Source organism: Variovorax paradoxus, assembly GCF_030815975.1.
Taxonomy (GTDB): Bacteria; Pseudomonadota; Gammaproteobacteria; order Burkholderiales; family Burkholderiaceae_C; genus Variovorax; species Variovorax paradoxus_N.
In genome coordinates this window covers 157990-173560 of record NZ_JAUSXL010000001.1, presented here as the reverse complement: position 1 = coordinate 173560, position 15571 = coordinate 157990, and the positions used below count along the sequence as shown (strand labels likewise).

14 protein-coding genes and 2 pseudogenes are annotated in these 15571 nt (G+C 65.9%); 14 read left to right on the top strand and 2 right to left on the bottom strand.

The features are described 5' to 3' along the window. Positions 1 to 6: 6 nt before the first annotated feature. Both QFZ47_RS00775 and QFZ47_RS00770 read left to right on the top strand, forming a co-directional pair. Positions 7 to 1761 carry an IlvD/Edd family dehydratase gene (locus tag QFZ47_RS00775; protein WP_307653802.1) on the top strand — a complete coding sequence of 585 codons (1755 nt, stop codon included), beginning with the start codon at positions 7 to 9 and terminating at the stop codon, positions 1759 to 1761. A 1-nt stretch (position 1762) separates the two neighbouring features. Then, a complete protein-coding gene (locus QFZ47_RS00770; RefSeq protein ID WP_307653801.1) occupies positions 1763 to 2635 on the top strand; it encodes an amidohydrolase family protein in 873 nt (290 codons plus the stop codon). Here the strand turns inward: QFZ47_RS00770 and QFZ47_RS00765 are convergent. Continuing rightward, a complete protein-coding gene (locus tag QFZ47_RS00765; RefSeq protein WP_307653800.1) occupies positions 2623 to 3501 on the bottom strand; it encodes a LysR family transcriptional regulator in 879 nt (292 codons plus the stop codon). The genes QFZ47_RS00770 and QFZ47_RS00765 overlap by 13 nt on opposite strands. A gap of 165 nt (positions 3502 to 3666) precedes the next feature. Between QFZ47_RS00765 and QFZ47_RS00760 the strand changes: the two genes are divergently transcribed. The 7 genes and pseudogenes from QFZ47_RS00760 (at position 3667) to QFZ47_RS00730 (ending at position 10024) form a co-directional block, all read left to right on the top strand. Further along, a complete protein-coding gene (locus QFZ47_RS00760) occupies positions 3667 to 4587 on the top strand; it encodes a dihydrodipicolinate synthase family protein (protein ID WP_307653799.1) in 921 nt (306 codons plus the stop codon). A gap of 62 nt (positions 4588 to 4649) precedes the next feature. Beyond that, on the top strand, positions 4650 to 5978 hold the full coding sequence (locus QFZ47_RS00755) for an ABC transporter substrate-binding protein (RefSeq protein ID WP_307653798.1): 1329 nt from the start codon (positions 4650 to 4652) through the stop codon (positions 5976 to 5978). A gap of 25 nt (positions 5979 to 6003) precedes the next feature. Beyond that, entirely contained in the window at positions 6004 to 6966 is a 963-nt protein-coding gene (locus QFZ47_RS00750; RefSeq protein WP_307653797.1) for a carbohydrate ABC transporter permease, read from the top strand. Between the two features lie 5 nt (positions 6967 to 6971). Beyond that, positions 6972 to 7862, top strand: a complete 891-nt coding sequence (locus tag QFZ47_RS00745; protein WP_307653796.1) for a carbohydrate ABC transporter permease — start codon at positions 6972 to 6974, stop codon at positions 7860 to 7862. Between the two features lie 50 nt (positions 7863 to 7912). Next, on the top strand, positions 7913 to 9031 hold the full coding sequence (locus QFZ47_RS00740; RefSeq protein WP_307653795.1) for an ABC transporter ATP-binding protein: 1119 nt from the start codon (positions 7913 to 7915) through the stop codon (positions 9029 to 9031). 87 nt (positions 9032 to 9118) lie between these two features. Next, positions 9119 to 9313, top strand: a pseudogene (locus QFZ47_RS00735) (Gfo/Idh/MocA family oxidoreductase); the annotation flags it as partial. 75 nt (positions 9314 to 9388) lie between these two features. Next, the gene (locus tag QFZ47_RS00730) at positions 9389 to 10024 is read left to right on the top strand and encodes a Gfo/Idh/MocA family protein (protein WP_307654350.1); all 636 of its coding nucleotides are present in this window, start codon (positions 9389 to 9391) and stop codon (positions 10022 to 10024) included. Between the two features lie 3 nt (positions 10025 to 10027). Here QFZ47_RS00730 and QFZ47_RS00725 read toward each other — a convergent pair whose 3' ends face one another. Next, complete coding sequence (locus tag QFZ47_RS00725) at positions 10028 to 10474, bottom strand: lysozyme inhibitor LprI family protein (RefSeq protein WP_307653794.1); 447 nt, start codon at positions 10472 to 10474, stop codon at positions 10028 to 10030. Between the two features lie 211 nt (positions 10475 to 10685). Here QFZ47_RS00725 and QFZ47_RS00720 point away from each other — a divergent pair, with 211 nt between their 5' ends. From QFZ47_RS00720 to QFZ47_RS00700, 5 genes and pseudogenes are all read left to right on the top strand, one after another. After that, on the top strand, positions 10686 to 11708 hold the full coding sequence (locus QFZ47_RS00720) for an alpha/beta fold hydrolase (RefSeq protein ID WP_307653793.1): 1023 nt from the start codon (positions 10686 to 10688) through the stop codon (positions 11706 to 11708). A 12-nt stretch (positions 11709 to 11720) separates the two neighbouring features. Continuing rightward, positions 11721 to 13151, top strand: coding sequence for an aldehyde dehydrogenase family protein (locus QFZ47_RS00715; protein WP_307653792.1), 1431 nt, complete (start codon positions 11721 to 11723; stop codon positions 13149 to 13151). A gap of 13 nt (positions 13152 to 13164) precedes the next feature. Next, the gene (locus QFZ47_RS00710) at positions 13165 to 14133 is read left to right on the top strand and encodes a quinone oxidoreductase family protein (protein WP_307653791.1); all 969 of its coding nucleotides are present in this window, start codon (positions 13165 to 13167) and stop codon (positions 14131 to 14133) included. Between the two features lie 73 nt (positions 14134 to 14206). After that, positions 14207 to 14362, top strand: a pseudogene (locus QFZ47_RS00705) (dienelactone hydrolase family protein); the annotation flags it as partial. 144 nt (positions 14363 to 14506) lie between these two features. Continuing rightward, the gene (locus tag QFZ47_RS00700) at positions 14507 to 15442 is read left to right on the top strand and encodes a beta-1,6-N-acetylglucosaminyltransferase (protein WP_307653790.1); all 936 of its coding nucleotides are present in this window, start codon (positions 14507 to 14509) and stop codon (positions 15440 to 15442) included. Positions 15443 to 15571 lie beyond the last annotated feature (129 nt).

Here is a 15571-nt window from a genome sequence, read left to right as displayed (position 1 = left end):
GCGAGCATGACCGACGAGAAATCTCCTTTCGAGCCCGACCATGCCGCCGACAGCTCCGGCATGCGCAAGGGCCTCACCAGCTACGGCGACCAAGGCTTCTCGCTCTTCCTGCGCAAGGCCTTCATCAAGGGCGCGGGCTTCACCGACGCGGCGCTCGACCGTCCGGTGATCGGCATCTCGAACACGGGAAGTTCCTACAACCCGTGCCATGGCAACGCACCGCAGCTCATCGAGGCCGTCAAGCGCGGCGTGATGCTGGCCGGGGGCCTGCCGATGGACTTCCCGACGATCTCGATCCACGAGAGCTTTGCCGCGCCGACCAGCATGTACCTGCGCAATCTCATGTCCATGGACACCGAGGAGATGGTGCGCGCCCAGCCCATGGATGCCGTCGTGCTGATCGGCGGCTGCGACAAGACCGTGCCGGCCCAGCTGATGGGTGCGGCTTCGGCCGGCATTCCCTCGATCCAGCTGATCACGGGCTCGATGCTCACGGGCAGCCATCGTGGCGAACGGGTGGGCGCCTGCACCGACTGCCGGCGCTATTGGGGCAAGTACCGCGCAGGCGAGATCGATGCGGAGGAAATCGCCGACGTGAACAATCAGCTGGTTGCGAGCGTGGGCACCTGCTCGGTGATGGGAACGGCCAGCACCATGGCGTGCATTGCCGAAGCACTGGGCATGACCGTGCCGGGCGGTGCGACGCCGCCCGCCGTGACTGCGGACCGGATCCGCATTGCCGAGCAGACCGGGGCCCAGGCCGTACAGATGGCGCGCACAGGCCTGACGATCGACAAGGTCCTGACGCCCGAGGCTTTCGAGAATGCCATGCGTGTGCTGCTGGCGATCGGAGGATCGACCAACGGCATCGTGCATCTCACGGCGATCGCCGGGCGCATGGGGCTGGAGATCGATCTGGCCGCGCTCGACCGCATGGGGCGGGAAACACCGGTGCTGCTCGACCTGAAGCCCTCGGGCCAGTGGTACATGGAAGATTTTCATCATGCGGGCGGAATGGCAACCCTGCTGCGCGAACTGAAGCCGCTGCTGCGCCTCGACGCCATGACCGTCACCGGCCGCACGCTCGGCGAGGAGATGGAACGGGCGGGCCCGGGCTTCCACCAGACGGTGGTGCGATCGACCGGCAACCCGATCTATCCTCAAGGCGGCATTGCCGTGCTGCGAGGCAATCTCGCGCCAGGCGGTGCCATCATCAAGCAGTCTGCCGCGGATCCGAAGCTCATGGAGCACGAGGGGCGGGCCGTGGTCTTCGAGAACATCGAGGATCTGGTGCACCGAATCGACAGTGACGAGCTCGATGTCACGGCGCAGGACGTGCTCGTGCTCAAGAACATCGGCCCCAAGGGCGCGCCGGGCATGCCCGAGGCGGGCTACATTCCGATCCCGCGCAAGCTGGCCCGCGCTGGCGTCAAGGACATCGTGCGGATCTCCGACGGCCGCATGAGCGGTACCGCGTTCGGCACCATCGTGCTTCACGTCACTCCCGAATCTGCGGTCGGCGGCCCTCTGGCCCATGTTCGCAATGGCGACCGTATCCGGCTGAGCGTCGAGCACAGGGAGATCGCGCTGCTGGTGTCCGCGGAAGAGCTCGCCCGGCGCGCGCAGGAAGCTCCGGTCGTGGCACCGACGGCTGAGCGCGGCTACCGCAAGCTGTTCCTGCAGACAGTGACACAGGCCGACCAGGGCGTGGATTTCGATTTTCTGCGGGCAGCCCGGATGGTCGGCAAGGTGCCGCGCTAGCATGGACCGCCGGTCTGCCCAGGCGGTGAAGTGGTCTGAAGGCACAGAGCAGCCGAACACGCGCGTCCCCCTCGACGCCTGCGATTGCCATCACCACATCTACGATGCGCGCTACCCGTTCGCCGGGAAGGCGGCGCTGCGGCCCGGCGATGCATTGATTGCCGACTACAAGGCCTTGCAGAAGCGCATCGGCACCACGCGCAATGTGATCGTGCAGCCATCGAGCTACGGGACCGACAACCGCCTGCTGCTCGAGTCGATCGGCCACTTCGACGGGAAAGCGCGCGGCATCGCCGTCGTCGACACCGAAGTGACGGACGTTGGATTGCGCGAACTGCACAGCGGAGGTGTGCGCGGAATCCGGTTCAATCTCGCGCCACCGGGTACGACCACGCTGGCCATGGTCAAGCCTCTGGCAGCGCGCATTGCGACCCTGGGATGGCATGTACAGGTCAACGCGCCCGCGGCCTTTCTTCTGGAGGCGCGTGCGATCTGGGCGGACCTGCCGGTCCCCGTGGTGTTCGACCACCTGGCGCGCGTGCCGCAACCGAACGCGACGCAGCATCCGGCCTTTCTGATGGTTCGCGACCTGCTCCAGCAGCAAAAGGCCTACGTCAAGCTGTCCGGGTTCTACAACGAATCGTTGGTCGGCGCTCCCAGCTACGCAGACGCTGTCGCGGAGGCCGCCGCGTATGCGCGCGAAGCGCCGGAACGTGTGCTCTGGGGAAGCGATTGGCCGCATCCGACGGAGCAGCCCCACAAGATCCCGAACGATGCAGGCTTGCTGGATGCCTTCGCCGAAGCAGTGCCGGGCGAGGCGGTGCGTCAGCTGATCCTGGTCGACAACCCGGCCCGGCTGTATCAGTTTTCCTGACCGTACATGGCCTGCGCTTCGTTCAGCAACGCCTGCGACAAGGCCGCGCGCGGTCCGTGCGTTGCCCACACCACGCCGACGCGCCGCACGGGCGCGCGCGAGGGCAGCGGGACCGGCACGATGTCGTAGCCGGCGTGCCACATGGGCGACCAGTCCGGCAGGAGCGCCACACCCAGGCCTTGCCCGACGAGGGCGGCGATGGCCATCAGATTGTCGATCTCGAGCCGCTGCTTCACGACCAGGTGGTTGTCGCGAAGGTAGCGGTCGGCAAGCTGGCCGCCCAGCACGGAGCGGTCGTAGCGAATGAAGGGTTCGGTCTCCAGCAACTGGTGGGCAGATCGATCCGCCAGCCCTGCAGGTGCCACCACCACGAGCCCTTCCTCCAGCAGCGCTTGCCATGCGCAGCCTTTGCCCACGGCGAACTGGGGTTCGACCACGATGGCGGCATCCAGCGCACCGATGCCCACCTGGCGACACAGCTCGACGGAATTCCCGGGGGCGACGAACACGGAAAGATCCGGGTAGCGGTCGTAAAGACGCTTGAGCAAGGGCGGCAGCACGCCCGTCAGCGCCGAGCCGAACACGCCAAGCTTCAATTCGCCGAGCGCGAATCCGTCGCCGGCGGCGGCCCGCAGGTCGCGGATTTCCCTGAGCACGGTGCGCGCCCGATCGAGCATCTTCAGGCCGGCTTCGGTCGGGCGAACGGAGCGCCCCGCGCGTTGCACCAGCGCCAGCCCCATTTCTTCCTCCAGCGCCTTGACGCGCGCTGCAATGGCCGCAGGCGTCAGGTCCAGATGGCGTGCTGCTTCGGCCATCGATCCCAACTCGACAACGGCCACAAAGCTCTGGAGGTAGCGGGTATCCATGCGGACGAATGTAACTTCGCGGATGAACCGGAACAAAAAATTATTTTGCTCTGACGGTGTCGCCATCGCTTCTTCCGAAGGGGCTGTGCTTTCAAACTCTGCCCCGCACAGCAACAGGCCCGCTTCGAACCGTTGATCGGTTCCACCTTCGGAAGACACAACAGCATGACAACCAGACTGCGCGGCGTTCTCGCGCCCGTCCTGACGCCCTTCAACGACAGCCTGGCACCCGATGTCGGACGCTTCATCGCGCACTGCGAGTGGCTCGTCGACAACAACGCGGGCTTGGCCATCTTCGGCACCAATTCGGAGGCCGCTTCGATCTGCGTTGCCGAGCGGATGTCGTTGACCGAAGCACTGGTGGAAGCGGGCATTCCCGCGGCGAAGCTGATGCCGGGCACTGGTGCTTGCGCACTGCCCGATGCCGTCGAACTTTCGCGGCATGCCTCCAGGCTCGGTGCGGCCGGCCTGCTGATGCTGCCGCCGTTCTTCTTCAAGGGTGTGTCCGACGATGGCGTGTTCGCCTACTACGCTGAAATCATCGAACGGGTGGGGCCGGGCTGTGCACCGATCTACCTGTATCACATCCCTCAGTTCACCCATGTCCCGATCACCCTGGGCCTGATCGAGCGGCTTCGAAAGCGCTACCCGAGCGTCATCGCCGGCGCCAAGGACTCCTCGGGAGACTGGGCGAACACCAAGGCCATGATCGACAACTTCGCAGCCGATGGCTTCGACGTGTTTCCTGCCAGCGAGTCACTTCTCTCGATGGCGATGCCCATCGGCGGCGCGGGCTGCATCAGCGCCACGGTGAACATGAATCCCGCGGGAATCCATCGCCTCTATGCGGGATGGCGCGGTCCGGACGCCCCCGAACTTCAGGCCAGGGCCGATGCTGTCCGCCAGGTGTTCCAGGGCGGCTACATGATCCCGGCCATGAAGCATGCGGTGGCCACATACGCCAACGATGCGCCATGGCGCACGGTGCGGCCGCCGCTGGTGCCGCTGGACAAGCCGGTGCGCGAGGCCGTCGACGCACAGCTGCGGGCCATCGATTTCAGCATGCCGGGCTATCCGCGCGCCTGAATCCATTGCGGCGGCGAAGACCGCATCGATGCCTGATCCGGATTCATACAAAGGAGACACACATGACATTTTTTTCTCGTCCCGCGGCCTGGCCAGGCCTTGGCCCGGGCCGCCGAAGCGCAGCGGCGATCGCGCTGGCCGGCACCGTGCTCGCGTTGATCGGCATGCCCGCCGTTGCGCAGCAGCAGACGCTCGCGATGTGGAGCCACTGGCCCGACGAGGCCTCCAAGCGCAGCTTCATCGAAGAGCGGGTGAAGCAGTTCGAAGCGGCCACGCCGCAGTGCAAGGTCAATCTGCAGTTCGTCCAGAAGGCAGACCTCTACACCTCCGTGAAAACCTCCGTGCGCACCGGCCAGGCGCCGGACATCTTCTGGCTGGAGCCCGACGAGATCGCATTTGCCAAAAGCGGCTACCTCGAGCCGCTCGACAAATACATCGACCTGGCCAACCTCGAGGACTGGGCGAAGCGCGCGTGGACGTGGAACGGCAAGGTCTACGCCATGCCGCAGGAGGCCTACTCGGTCGAGCTCTACTACAACCGCGATCTGATGAAGAAGATCGGCGTGACGCCGCCGGCCGGCATGCAGATGACGCAGGCCCAGTTCGCCGACATGATCAAGCGCTCGGTCGCCGCCGGCATCACGCCAACAGCCACGGGCGTGGGCGACCGGCCTTACCCGGGCGCGTACTTCCTGCAGGAAATCCTGCTGCGCAAGCTGGGCACAGAAGACTACGAGAAGCTCCTGACCGGCAGGCTGCCGTTCCAGGACCCGCGCGTGATCGAGGCCATGACCTGGGTCAAGCAGCTGGTCGATGCCGGCATGTTCCCCAGGAGCATGGCCACGATGAAGCTGGGCGAGTCGCACTACTACTTCCACACCAACCCCGGCGCGCTGATGTTCCCGATCGCGAGCTGGTACACCGGGCGTGCCTTCGTGGCACCGGAGAAGGGCGGGCAGCCCAAGGACTTCGCGCTCGGCCTGATGAAGTACCCGGCGATGGATGGCAGCAAGTGTCCTGAATGCAAGACCTTGGCGGTCGGCGGCAGCTACGTGATGTATGCGCGAAGCAAGAACAAGGAATGCGCGGGCAAGATGCTCTCGTCGCTCGCCACCGTGGAGAACGGCAACAAGTGGATGGAGAGCGTGCTGCTGCAGACAGGGGTCAGGACAGATCCGTCCCGCATCACCAGCATCTATGCGCCGTACTTCAAGGAACTGCAGGAACGCGGAGCCGGCGCCAGGTACTTCATCGGGACACCGCTGCACTACATGAGCGGCAAGTGCGGTGACACCTTCGCACAGGTGCTCAACCGGGCCTTCCCCGGTGGTTTGATGAGCGTGAACGACGCAGCGGTGCAGATGGATGCGGCATGCAAGGCCTCGAGCTGATTGCGGCAGGCTCGGAGCGATCGGCATGAGTGATCCTTCTTCCGGCGCCGCGGCGGCGATGCGCCGCACGCTCGCGTCCTGGCTTTCCGCGCCGGAGGCCGACTCCCGGCGCGCTTCGCTGCCCACGGTGATGCTGTTCCTCGCGCCGGCATTGATCGTGTATGCGGCCCTGACGGCCTATCCGGTGCTGCGCACCTTCTACAACAGCTTCTTCAACGTGGCCGACCTGGCTTCGTCGGAGTTCGTCGGCTGGACTCACTATGCCGAGGTGTTCAAGGACAAGACGTTCTGGGCGGCTGTGCGCAACACCGCCATCTGGTCGGTCATCGGACCCGTCCTCGACGTGGTGGTCGGGCTGCTCCTGGCGCTGTGCCTGTACGCCGGCGTGCCGTTCTCGCGCTTCCTGCGCGTGGCGTGGTTCACGCCCGTGCTGCTGTCCTATGTGGTCGTGGGGATCATGTGGGTCTGGATCTACAACTACGACTGGGGTGTCGTGAACGGCCTCTTGCGCGCGATGGGGCTCGGGAGCTGGGCGCAGGCCTGGCTGGGCGACCCGCGTTTCGCGCTGGGCTCGCTGATCGTGACCCACGCATGGAAGTGGGCGGGCTTCAACATGGTCGTTTGCCTTGCCGCGCTGCATTCGCTGCCTTCCGAGGTGCTCGAGGCGGCCGAGCTCGACAACTGCGGCTGGTGGCACAAGCTCACCGACATCATCGTGCCCATGCTGTGGCCCACCTTGCTCAACCTCTACATCCTCGCCTTCATCGGGAAGATGAAGGTTTTCGACCTGGTCTGGATCATGACCGAGGGCGGCCCGGTGTGGTCGACCGAAACGGTGTCGACCTATGTGTACAAGCGGGCCTTCAACTGGAACACCTTCGACCTCGGCTATCCGTCGGCGATTGCGGTCGTGTGGTTCTTCGTGGTGGTCGGTTTCGTCGTCTTCTTCAACGTGCTGTTCCGTCGCCGCGAGCGCATGGAGTACTGATTTTCATGACCTCGGCCTCCACCATCCTGAAACCGCCCGTCGCGGCCGATCATCGCGATTCGCTCTCGACCACGCTCTCGCGCATGCTGCGCAACGGCGGTCTCATGGCCGCCGTGGTGCTGTACACGCTCTACTCCGCGCTGCCTTTCCTGTGGATCGGAACGATGTCGGTGCGCACGACGTCCGAGATCAGCGCCAACCACTTCGCATGGCCCGAAACCTTTCATTGGGAGAAGTTCTGCATCGCATGGGTGGACTCGAACTTTGCGCAGTACTTCTGGAACAGCACGCTCATCGTCGTTTCCGCGGTAGCCATCGTCACGCTGCTGGGCGCTGCGGCGGCGCATTGCCTGGCGCGCTACAACTTTCGCGGCAACCGGCTGGTCTACTTCATCCTGTTCAGCTCGATCGTTTTCCCGCCACAGATCATTCTGATCTCGCTGTTCCAGGTGCTGGTGGAGTACGACCTCTACAACTCCCGGCTCGGCCTGATGATCGTGTACGTGAGCCTGCAGTTGCCGCTGACGGTGTATCTGCTCGAAGGCTTCTTTGCGCGCATCCCGCAGGACCTGTTCGATGCCGCCAAGATGGACGGGTATTCCGACTTCGAGATCTTCTGGCGCATCGTGCTGCCGGTAGGCATGCCGGCGATCGCGACCACCATCATCCTGAACTTCATCCAGCTCTGGAACGAGTTCCTGTTCGCGGTGGTGCTGCTGAGCGACCAGAGCGCGCGCACGCTCCCCATCGGCATTCGTGCGTACATGGGCGACTACTTCCAGGACATCGGGATGATCGCCACCGGCATGATGATCGCGGTCATTCCGGTCGTGGTGCTGTACGCCTTCTTCTCCGAGAAGCTCATCCAGGGCATGACGGCCGGCGCCGTCAAGTGAGCGCCAGGCTCCGTCCTCCTTCCAACAACTCCAACGACCGGGGAACCACCGTGGCAGCAGTCCATCTCGAAAACATCTTCAAGCGCTACAAGGGCACGGCGCAGCCCGCCGTCGACGACGTGTCGCTGTCCGTCCAGGACGGCGAATTCATGGTCCTGCTCGGGCCCTCGGGCTGCGGGAAGTCGACCACGCTGCGCATGATCGCGGGGCTGGAGGCGATCAGCGAAGGCTCGCTGGTCATCGACGCGCGCAAGGTCAACGAGGTCCCCGCCAAGGACCGCGACATCGCCATGGTGTTCCAGTCCTACGCGCTCTATCCGCACATGAGCGTGGCCGACAATCTGTCGTTCGGTCTTCGGCGGCGCAAGGTCGACAGCCGGCAGATCTCCGCGCGCGTGAAGTCGGCCGCCGACATCCTGGGCCTGAACGAGCTGCTGGCGCGCAAGCCCGCGGCGTTGTCGGGCGGCCAGCGGCAACGCGTGGCGCTGGGCCGCGCGATCGTGCGCGAACCCAAGGTCTTCCTGTTCGACGAGCCGCTGTCGAACCTCGATGCAGCGCTGCGGGTGAACACCCGCAACGAACTGGTGCGGCTGCACCACCGGCTGGGCGCGACCATGATCTACGTCACGCACGACCAGGTCGAGGCCATGACGATGGGCCAGCGGATCTGCGTCATGAACAAGGGCAAGGTCGCCCAGGTCGGCAAGCCGCTGGACGTCTATCGTGCACCGGCCGATGCCTTCGTCGCCCGCTTTCTCGGCAACCCGCCGATGAACATCCTCAAGGCCCGCATCGCACCGGGCCAGCCCTCTCCCGTTGCGGCGTTGGGGGGAAGCGAGCTGTCGCTTGCTCGATGGGCCCGCGCCGCGCTGCCTCCGGCGGGCGAACTGCTGGTCGGCGTGCGGCCTGAAGAACTGCAATTGCACGAAGCCCGCGGGGACAGCGGCACGCTGCGAGGCGTGGTCTCGGCCATCGAGCCGCTGGGTGCGGAGACGCTCCTCATGGTCTCGCTGGAGGGCGATGCCGGCGAGGTCATGGCGCGCCTGCATCGCGACGTGAGGAGCAGCATCGGTGACCGCGTCGGCCTGAGCATTCCGAACGAAGCCCTCTATCTGTTCGATGCCCTCACGGAGAAAGCGATCCCCGCCGCCGACGTGGGCGCGCCATGACGACGCCTTTGCGCGTGGGCCTGGTGGGGGCGGGGGTGGGTCACCTCGCACCACCTTGCGGGCTGGCGAGCCCTCGAGGGGCAAGCCACGGTTGTGGCCGTCGCCGATCCGAACACCGCGAACGCCGAGGCGCGTGCGCGCGAGTTCGGCATCGCCCGGGTGTTTGCGAGTGCACAGGACATGTTCGATGCGGTGCCGCTCGATGCGGTCGACGTGGCGGCGCCGCGCGAGTTTCATGCGCCCATCGTGCGCGCAGCGGCGCAGCGCGGTCTGGCTGTGCTGTGCCAGAAACCTTTGGCTCCCACGCTCGCGGAAGCCCGTGCACTGGCCGACGAAGTGGCGCCCCGGTGCCGGCTCATGGTTCACGAGAACTGGCGCTTCCGCCCTTGCTACCGCGACCTCGCAGGATGGCTGGCCGAGGGCCGCATCGGCGACGTGGTCCAGGCGAGCATGACCCTGTTGACCTCCGGCCTGTTGCCCGACGAGGCCGGCAGGCTGCCCGCGCTCGAGCGCCAGCCCTTCATCGCCGGTCTCGAGCGCGCGCTGGTGATGGAGATACTGATTCACCACATCGACACGCTGCGTTTTCTGCTGGGCGAGCTGACGCTGGTGCATGCGCGGCTCGGGCGCGCGAGCCCGGCGATGCGCGGCGAAGACCGGGCCTTCCTGTCCTTCGAGACCGCTTCGCAGGCCCCGGTGGCGTTGCTGGCCAACCTGTCGGTGCACGGCCGCGCGCCGGCCCAGGCCGACCGGCTGACCCTGGTCGGCACCAAGGGGACCATCGAGCTCGAAAACGACACGCTGCGCTGCCTGGGCGCGCAGCCCGCCGAGCGGCGGTACGACCTGCCCGCGTGCTACCTCGCGTCCTACGCGGCGACGATCGCGCATTTTGTCGACAGCCTGCGCAACGGCCGCAGCTTCGAGACCGAGCCGGCCGACAACCTGCGCACGCTGGCGCTGGTGGAGGCGGCGTATCGGCAGGGAGGAATATGAGTATCAGCGGCTGGCTTCGCGGGGTATCGCGCAACTGGCGCGTTCCTGCTCACCGGCCGCGAGGCTGCAACCGAGAAGATTCTCGAAATCCTTGGCGCGGCTTTGCGTCAGTGCGGCAAGGCAGCTGGCAACGTTCATGGATTGAATGCTGCCGCCGGTGGTCCGCACGGTCTGCAACGCGCACTCGGCGTCGCGAAAGCCCAGCCATTTCTTCTGGGCGTCCACCAACAGCTTGACGGTGCGCTGATCGCCGCTCAAGCGCGTCTGCATTTCCCTGTAGAGCTGGTTGAGCCGGGCGTTCGCCTGCTTCAGATCGGCTGCAGCACACGCGGTCAGTTGCGCCTGGTTCTGGGCCTTGTCTTCGCACGCAGTTGCGGCTTGTGCCGACGGCAGGGCCATCGACATTGCGGTACCCAGCATCCACGAAATGCGCTGGCAGGGGATGTACATGGAAGATCCTTTGACCGTATTTGCAGATCGCATCGCAAGGAAGATACACCGCCGGCCCGCCGATCTGGCGGGCCTGGCACCCTGGCGCGCGCCTGGAATTGAAATTTATTGTTGGCGAAGCGGGCCCGGATACACAGGCATACACAAGGCCGTCGCCAGGCCGCCTCTGCCAGAACAATCGCTCCACCACTTCGGATTCCAGGAGATCTCAATGATTGTTTCCCTCCCCTTGCCCCGCCGTTCCTTCCTCGCAAAGGCGGCGCTCGGCGTCGCCGCCGCCCAGCTGACCTCGATCATGCCCGCATTTGCCCAATCCACCGGCACAGGCGGCTCGAGGCGTCTCGAACCGCTCAGGAACATCGATGCGGGCTCGCTCAACATCGGCTACCACGAAGCCGGCCCCGCTGACGGTGCCCCTGTGATCCTTCTTCACGGCTGGCCCTACGACATCCACATGTTCGTCGACGTCGCCCCGCAGCTTGCGGCCGCGGGCTTCCGCGTGATCGTGCCCTATCTGCGCGGCTACGGTTCCACCCGCTTCCTGTCGGCCGACACGCCGCGCAACGGGCAGCAGTCGGTCGTCGCCGTGGACATCATCGCGCTGATGGATGCCTTGAAGATCAAGACCGCCACGGTGGCCGGCTGCGACTGGGGTGCGCGCACGGCCTGCATCATGGCCGCGCTGTGGCCCGAGCGCGTGAAGGCGCTGGTGTCGGTCAGCGGCTACCTGATCGGCAGCCAGCAGGCCGGCAAGAACCCGCTGCCGCCCGCGGCCGAGCTGCAGTGGTGGTACCAGTACTACTTCGCGACCGAGCGCGGCCGCGCGGGCTACGAGAAGAACCGCCACGACTTCGCCAAGCTCATCTGGCAGCTCGCCTCGCCGAAGTGGAACTTCGATGCGGCCACGTTCGAGCGCAGCGCCGTGGCATTCGAGAACCCCGACCACGTGGCCATCACGGTCCACAACTACCGCTGGCGCCTCGGCCTGGCCGATGGCGAGGCGAAGTACCAGGCGCTCGAGGACCGGCTGGCCAAGGCGCCGCTGATCGGCGTGCCGACCATCACGCTCGAAGGCGACGCCAACGGCGCGCCGCATCCGGAGCCCGGCACCTACGCGAAGAAGTTCTCGGGGCGCTACGAACATCGGCTGGTCAGTGGCGGCATCGGCCACAACCTGCCGCAGGAAGCGCCCGAGGCCTTCGCGAAGGCGGTGGTCGACGTGGCGCGCGGGTGAGGCGGCGAACCCATGTGGAACATCGACAAGGCATACATTGATGGCGCCTTCGTGCCCGTGCAGGGCGGCGAGCGGCTGGAGATCTGCAACCCCGCGACCGAACGGCCCATCGGCACGGTGAAGCTGGCGAACCGCGAGGATGCGAAGCGCGCCATTGCCGCGGCGAACCGTGCCCAGCCGGCGCTCGCGCGAAGCACCAGGGCGCAGCGCATCGACATGCTCGGGCGTCTCGAGGCCGCGGTGCTGACGCGCACCGACCAGATCCGCGAGGCCACCATCGAGGAGTACGGCGGTCCGCTGGCACGCTCGCAGTGGGTCAGCAACTACGCCTCGCAATGCTTCGCCACCACGGCCCAGGCGCTGCGGGACTACGCCTTCGAACGCCGCCTGGGCGAGGCCACCGTGGTGATGGAACCGGTCGGCGTCGCCGGTCTCATTGCGCCCTGGAACGCCGCCGCCGGAAGCATCTGCAGCAAGCTGGCTTCGGCCATCGCCGCGGGCTGCGCCTCGGTCGTCAAGCCGAGCGAGCTGGGCCCGCTGCAGGCGCAGGCCGTGACCGAGGCGCTGCACGACGCGGGCCTGCCGCCCGGCGTCTTCAATGTGCTGCTCGGGCGCGGCAGCGATGTGGGCGACGAGATCGCCACCAGTGCGGGCATCGCGAAGATCTCGTTCACCGGTTCCACGCAGACCGGAAAGCTCATTGCGCGCGCGGGCGTCGAAACCATGAAGCGCGTGAGCCTCGCGCTCTCGGGCAAGTCGGCCACGCTGGTGCTGGACGACGCCGACCTGGCCGCCACGCTGCCCCTGGCACTGAATGCCGCCTTCATGAACAACGGCCAGGCCTGCGTGGCGGGCACGCGCCTGCTGATCCCGCGGGCGCACATGAAGGCTGCCGTTGAACAGGTGCGAGCGGCGGTGGCCGCACTGCGCGTGGGCGATCCGCGCGACCCTGCCACCGCGGTCGGGCCGCTCGCGAGCCAGGCGCAGTTCGATCGCGTGCAGCACTTCATCCGCCGCGGTCTGGCGCAGGGCGCAACCCTCGTGGCCGGCGGCGAGGGTCGGCCGAACGGTCTTGAAAGAGGTTGGTTCGTGCGGCCCACCGTGTTTGCAGAGGTGCGCAACGACATGGACATCGCGCGCGAGGAGATCTTCGGTCCGGTGCTCTCGATGATCGGCTATGGCGACGAGAACGAAGCCATCGACATCGCGAACGATTCGCCGTACGGCTTGCAGGCCTATGTCTTCTCGTCCGACGCGCAGCGTGCCCTGCGCGTGGCCTCGCGGCTGCGGGCCGGCACCGTGCTGGTCAATCGCATCGCGCCCGAGTTGGCCGCGCCCTTTGGTGGAGTCAAGCAGTCGGGCGTCGGCAGGGAGTTCGGCGTCTTCGGCATGGAGGCTTTCCTGGAGCCGAAGACCATCGCCCTCGCGGATGGCATTGCGTGAAAAAGGAAAAACGATGAAAGCAGTCGTGATGAACCAGACCGGCGATACCGGAGCGCTGGCTTATGTGGAGTGGCCAGACCCTGTGCCTGGCCGCGGCATGGTGCTGGTGCAGATCGCCGTCGCCGGCGTCAACTTCATGGACATCGGCGTGCGCCAGGGCATGGCGTGGAACGAGATGCCCAATCCGAAGATCCTGGGCGTGGAGGGCGCGGGCCGCGTGCTGGCCGTGGGCGAGGGCGTCGAGGGCTTCGAGATCGGCCAGCGCGTGGCCTGGGTCTACGCGCCTTGCAGCTATGCGCAGAAGATCGCCATTGCGGCCGCTTCGCTGGTGCCCATTCCCGACGGCATCGACGACAAGACCGCCGCGTCGGTGATGATGCAAGGCCTGACCGCCAGCCATTTCGCCACCGATTTCCATCCGGTCCAGCCGGGCGATATCGCCTTCGTCCACGCGGCGGCCGGCGGCCTCGGGCTGCTGCTGACGCAGATCATCAAGCTGCGCGGCGGGCGGGTGATCGGCCGCGTGTCATCGACGGGCAAGGTGGCGGTGGCCGCGGCGGCCGGCGCGGATCACGTGATCGTCGATACCGACGGCAAGTTCGTCGAGAAAGCGCGAGAGCTGTCCGGCGGCGAGGGCGTGCATGTGGTGTTCGACGGCTCGGGCCCCAGCACCTTCCAGGGATCGCTGGACGTGCTGCGCCGCTCGGGGACCTTTTGCTGGTACGGCCCGGTGCTGGGCGGGCCCGGCGCCATCGACATCATGAGCCTGCCCAGGAGCATCAAGCTGGGCTACGCGGTATTCTTCGATCACATCCATACGCCGGAGCTGCTGCGTGCGCACTCGGCGCGACTGTTCAGCTGGATTGCCGAAGGCAAGCTGAAAGTCCATGTCGGCGGCGTATATCCGCTGGCCGATGCCGCCCAGGCCCACGCCGACATGGCCAGCCGCGCGACCACCGGCAAGCTGCTGCTGGTGCCCTGACGCCAAGGTCAGGAGGCGCGCAGTGCCCGAGTTCCGACAGCCGCTCGCCGAAGCGGGCGCGGTACTGCGCCGCAAGCTCTACCACGAGCACATCTACTGGGACCAGGCCAGCGTGCTGGTGCAGGTGGGCCTGCTCGATCCGAAACTGCTGCCGGTGGCCGGCATCGAGACCGCGCGCAAGCTCCTGGACGAGACGCTGCCATCGAACAGCCTGATGCATCGGGCATGACGCAAGCCGTCATGTTCCTGCAATATCTCGAGGCGGATCTCTCCGGGGTACCCACGAAATGAGGTCATTCGGGCTTGCCTGACGTACGATAGATTTCGGCCGCGGCGACTTTGGGGAACCCTCCAGAGCGATTCGCGAAGTTTCGTGACAGCCGACGAGATGTACTGCCATCGTGACATGAGTCCGGTATTTCTATTGCTTGTTCATGCGGATCCACAGCAGGCAAAGCGCTTGTTGCGGCGGCTCGTTTCGGTCGGCCGCTGCATTGTTCATGTCGATGCCAAGGCCGATCTTTCCGCATTCCGCATCGAAGATCCTCGTGTGGCCTACGTGCAAGACCGTGTCGACGTGCGCTGGGGCGCCATCTCCCAGATCGATGCCACCCTGAGGCTCATGCGCGCCGCGCTCGCCCTGTGCGAGGCGTCGCAGGTGAGCCATTTCATGCTGCTCTCGGGCAACTGCTATCCACTGCGTTCGCTGGAGGAATTCGGCAGCTTTTCGCAATTGCATGCAGACACGAATTTCATCAAGATGATTCCGCTCGCGAGCACGCGCAAGCTGCATGAACGCGTTCGTCACTTCTGGTTCTATCAGGACCTTCCGGTGGATGGACGGAAATTCACCCTGGTGCGGCTTTCGCGCGGCCTGTTGCAATTCGTCGGCAAGCTCGGGCGCCGTTCTTTTCCACTCTTTGCGCAGTGGCACTTCGGCTCGCAGTGGTGGGCGCTGACCCCCGAAGCCGTGGGCTATCTCGTTTCATACCCTCACGAAGCGGCGGTGAAGCGCTTCCTGCGGTTTTCCAAGGCGCCCGATGAAATCTACTTTCATACCCTGCTGGCCCACTCTCCGTTGCGCCACACCGTGGAGCCCGTTGTCGGAAACGGCGTCTGGGACGCGGCGAACCTGCACCTGATCGATCCTTCGCTGTCGCGCTGGTTTCACACGTCGGACTACGAGGAGATCGTCGCGTCGGGCAAGTGGTTCGTGCGCAAGGTCGGCAGCGGCATCTCCAGCGATCTCTGCGACAGGCTGGACGGCAACGGCAACCTGGTCGCGGATACCGGCAAAGAGACCGCGTAGCGGCGGGTGCCGCGCTGGCCCGGGTGATTCTCATCGGGACCGATCTGCGGCCTGGGGATCACCTCGAGAAGTGCCGTCCATGCAAGGTGCCGTCGCCGCCACAACGCACAAGCTTCTGATTCAAGGCCG

Bases quoted from the DNA above. Each gene is read 5' to 3' on its own strand.
- QFZ47_RS00770 (WP_307653801.1), top strand. From the start codon at position 1,763: ATGGACCGCCGGTCTGCCCAGGCGGTGAAGTGGTCTGAAGGCACAGAG.
- QFZ47_RS00745 (WP_307653796.1), top strand. From the start codon at position 6,972: ATGACCTCGGCCTCCACCATCCTGAAACCGCCCGTCGCGGCCGATCAT.
- QFZ47_RS00725 (WP_307653794.1), bottom strand. From the start codon at position 10,474: ATGTACATCCCCTGCCAGCGCATTTCGTGGATGCTGGGTACCGCAATG.
- QFZ47_RS00720 (WP_307653793.1), top strand. From the start codon at position 10,686: ATGATTGTTTCCCTCCCCTTGCCCCGCCGTTCCTTCCTCGCAAAGGCG.
- QFZ47_RS00715 (WP_307653792.1), top strand. From the start codon at position 11,721: ATGTGGAACATCGACAAGGCATACATTGATGGCGCCTTCGTGCCCGTG.
- QFZ47_RS00765 (WP_307653800.1), bottom strand. From the start codon at position 3,501: ATGGATACCCGCTACCTCCAGAGCTTTGTGGCCGTTGTCGAGTTGGGA.
- QFZ47_RS00775 (WP_307653802.1), top strand. From the start codon at position 7: ATGACCGACGAGAAATCTCCTTTCGAGCCCGACCATGCCGCCGACAGC.
- QFZ47_RS00755 (WP_307653798.1), top strand. From the start codon at position 4,650: ATGACATTTTTTTCTCGTCCCGCGGCCTGGCCAGGCCTTGGCCCGGGC.
- QFZ47_RS00710 (WP_307653791.1), top strand. From the start codon at position 13,165: ATGAAAGCAGTCGTGATGAACCAGACCGGCGATACCGGAGCGCTGGCT.
- QFZ47_RS00760 (WP_307653799.1), top strand. From the start codon at position 3,667: ATGACAACCAGACTGCGCGGCGTTCTCGCGCCCGTCCTGACGCCCTTC.
- QFZ47_RS00730 (WP_307654350.1), top strand. From the start codon at position 9,389: ATGGTTCACGAGAACTGGCGCTTCCGCCCTTGCTACCGCGACCTCGCA.
- QFZ47_RS00750 (WP_307653797.1), top strand. From the start codon at position 6,004: ATGAGTGATCCTTCTTCCGGCGCCGCGGCGGCGATGCGCCGCACGCTC.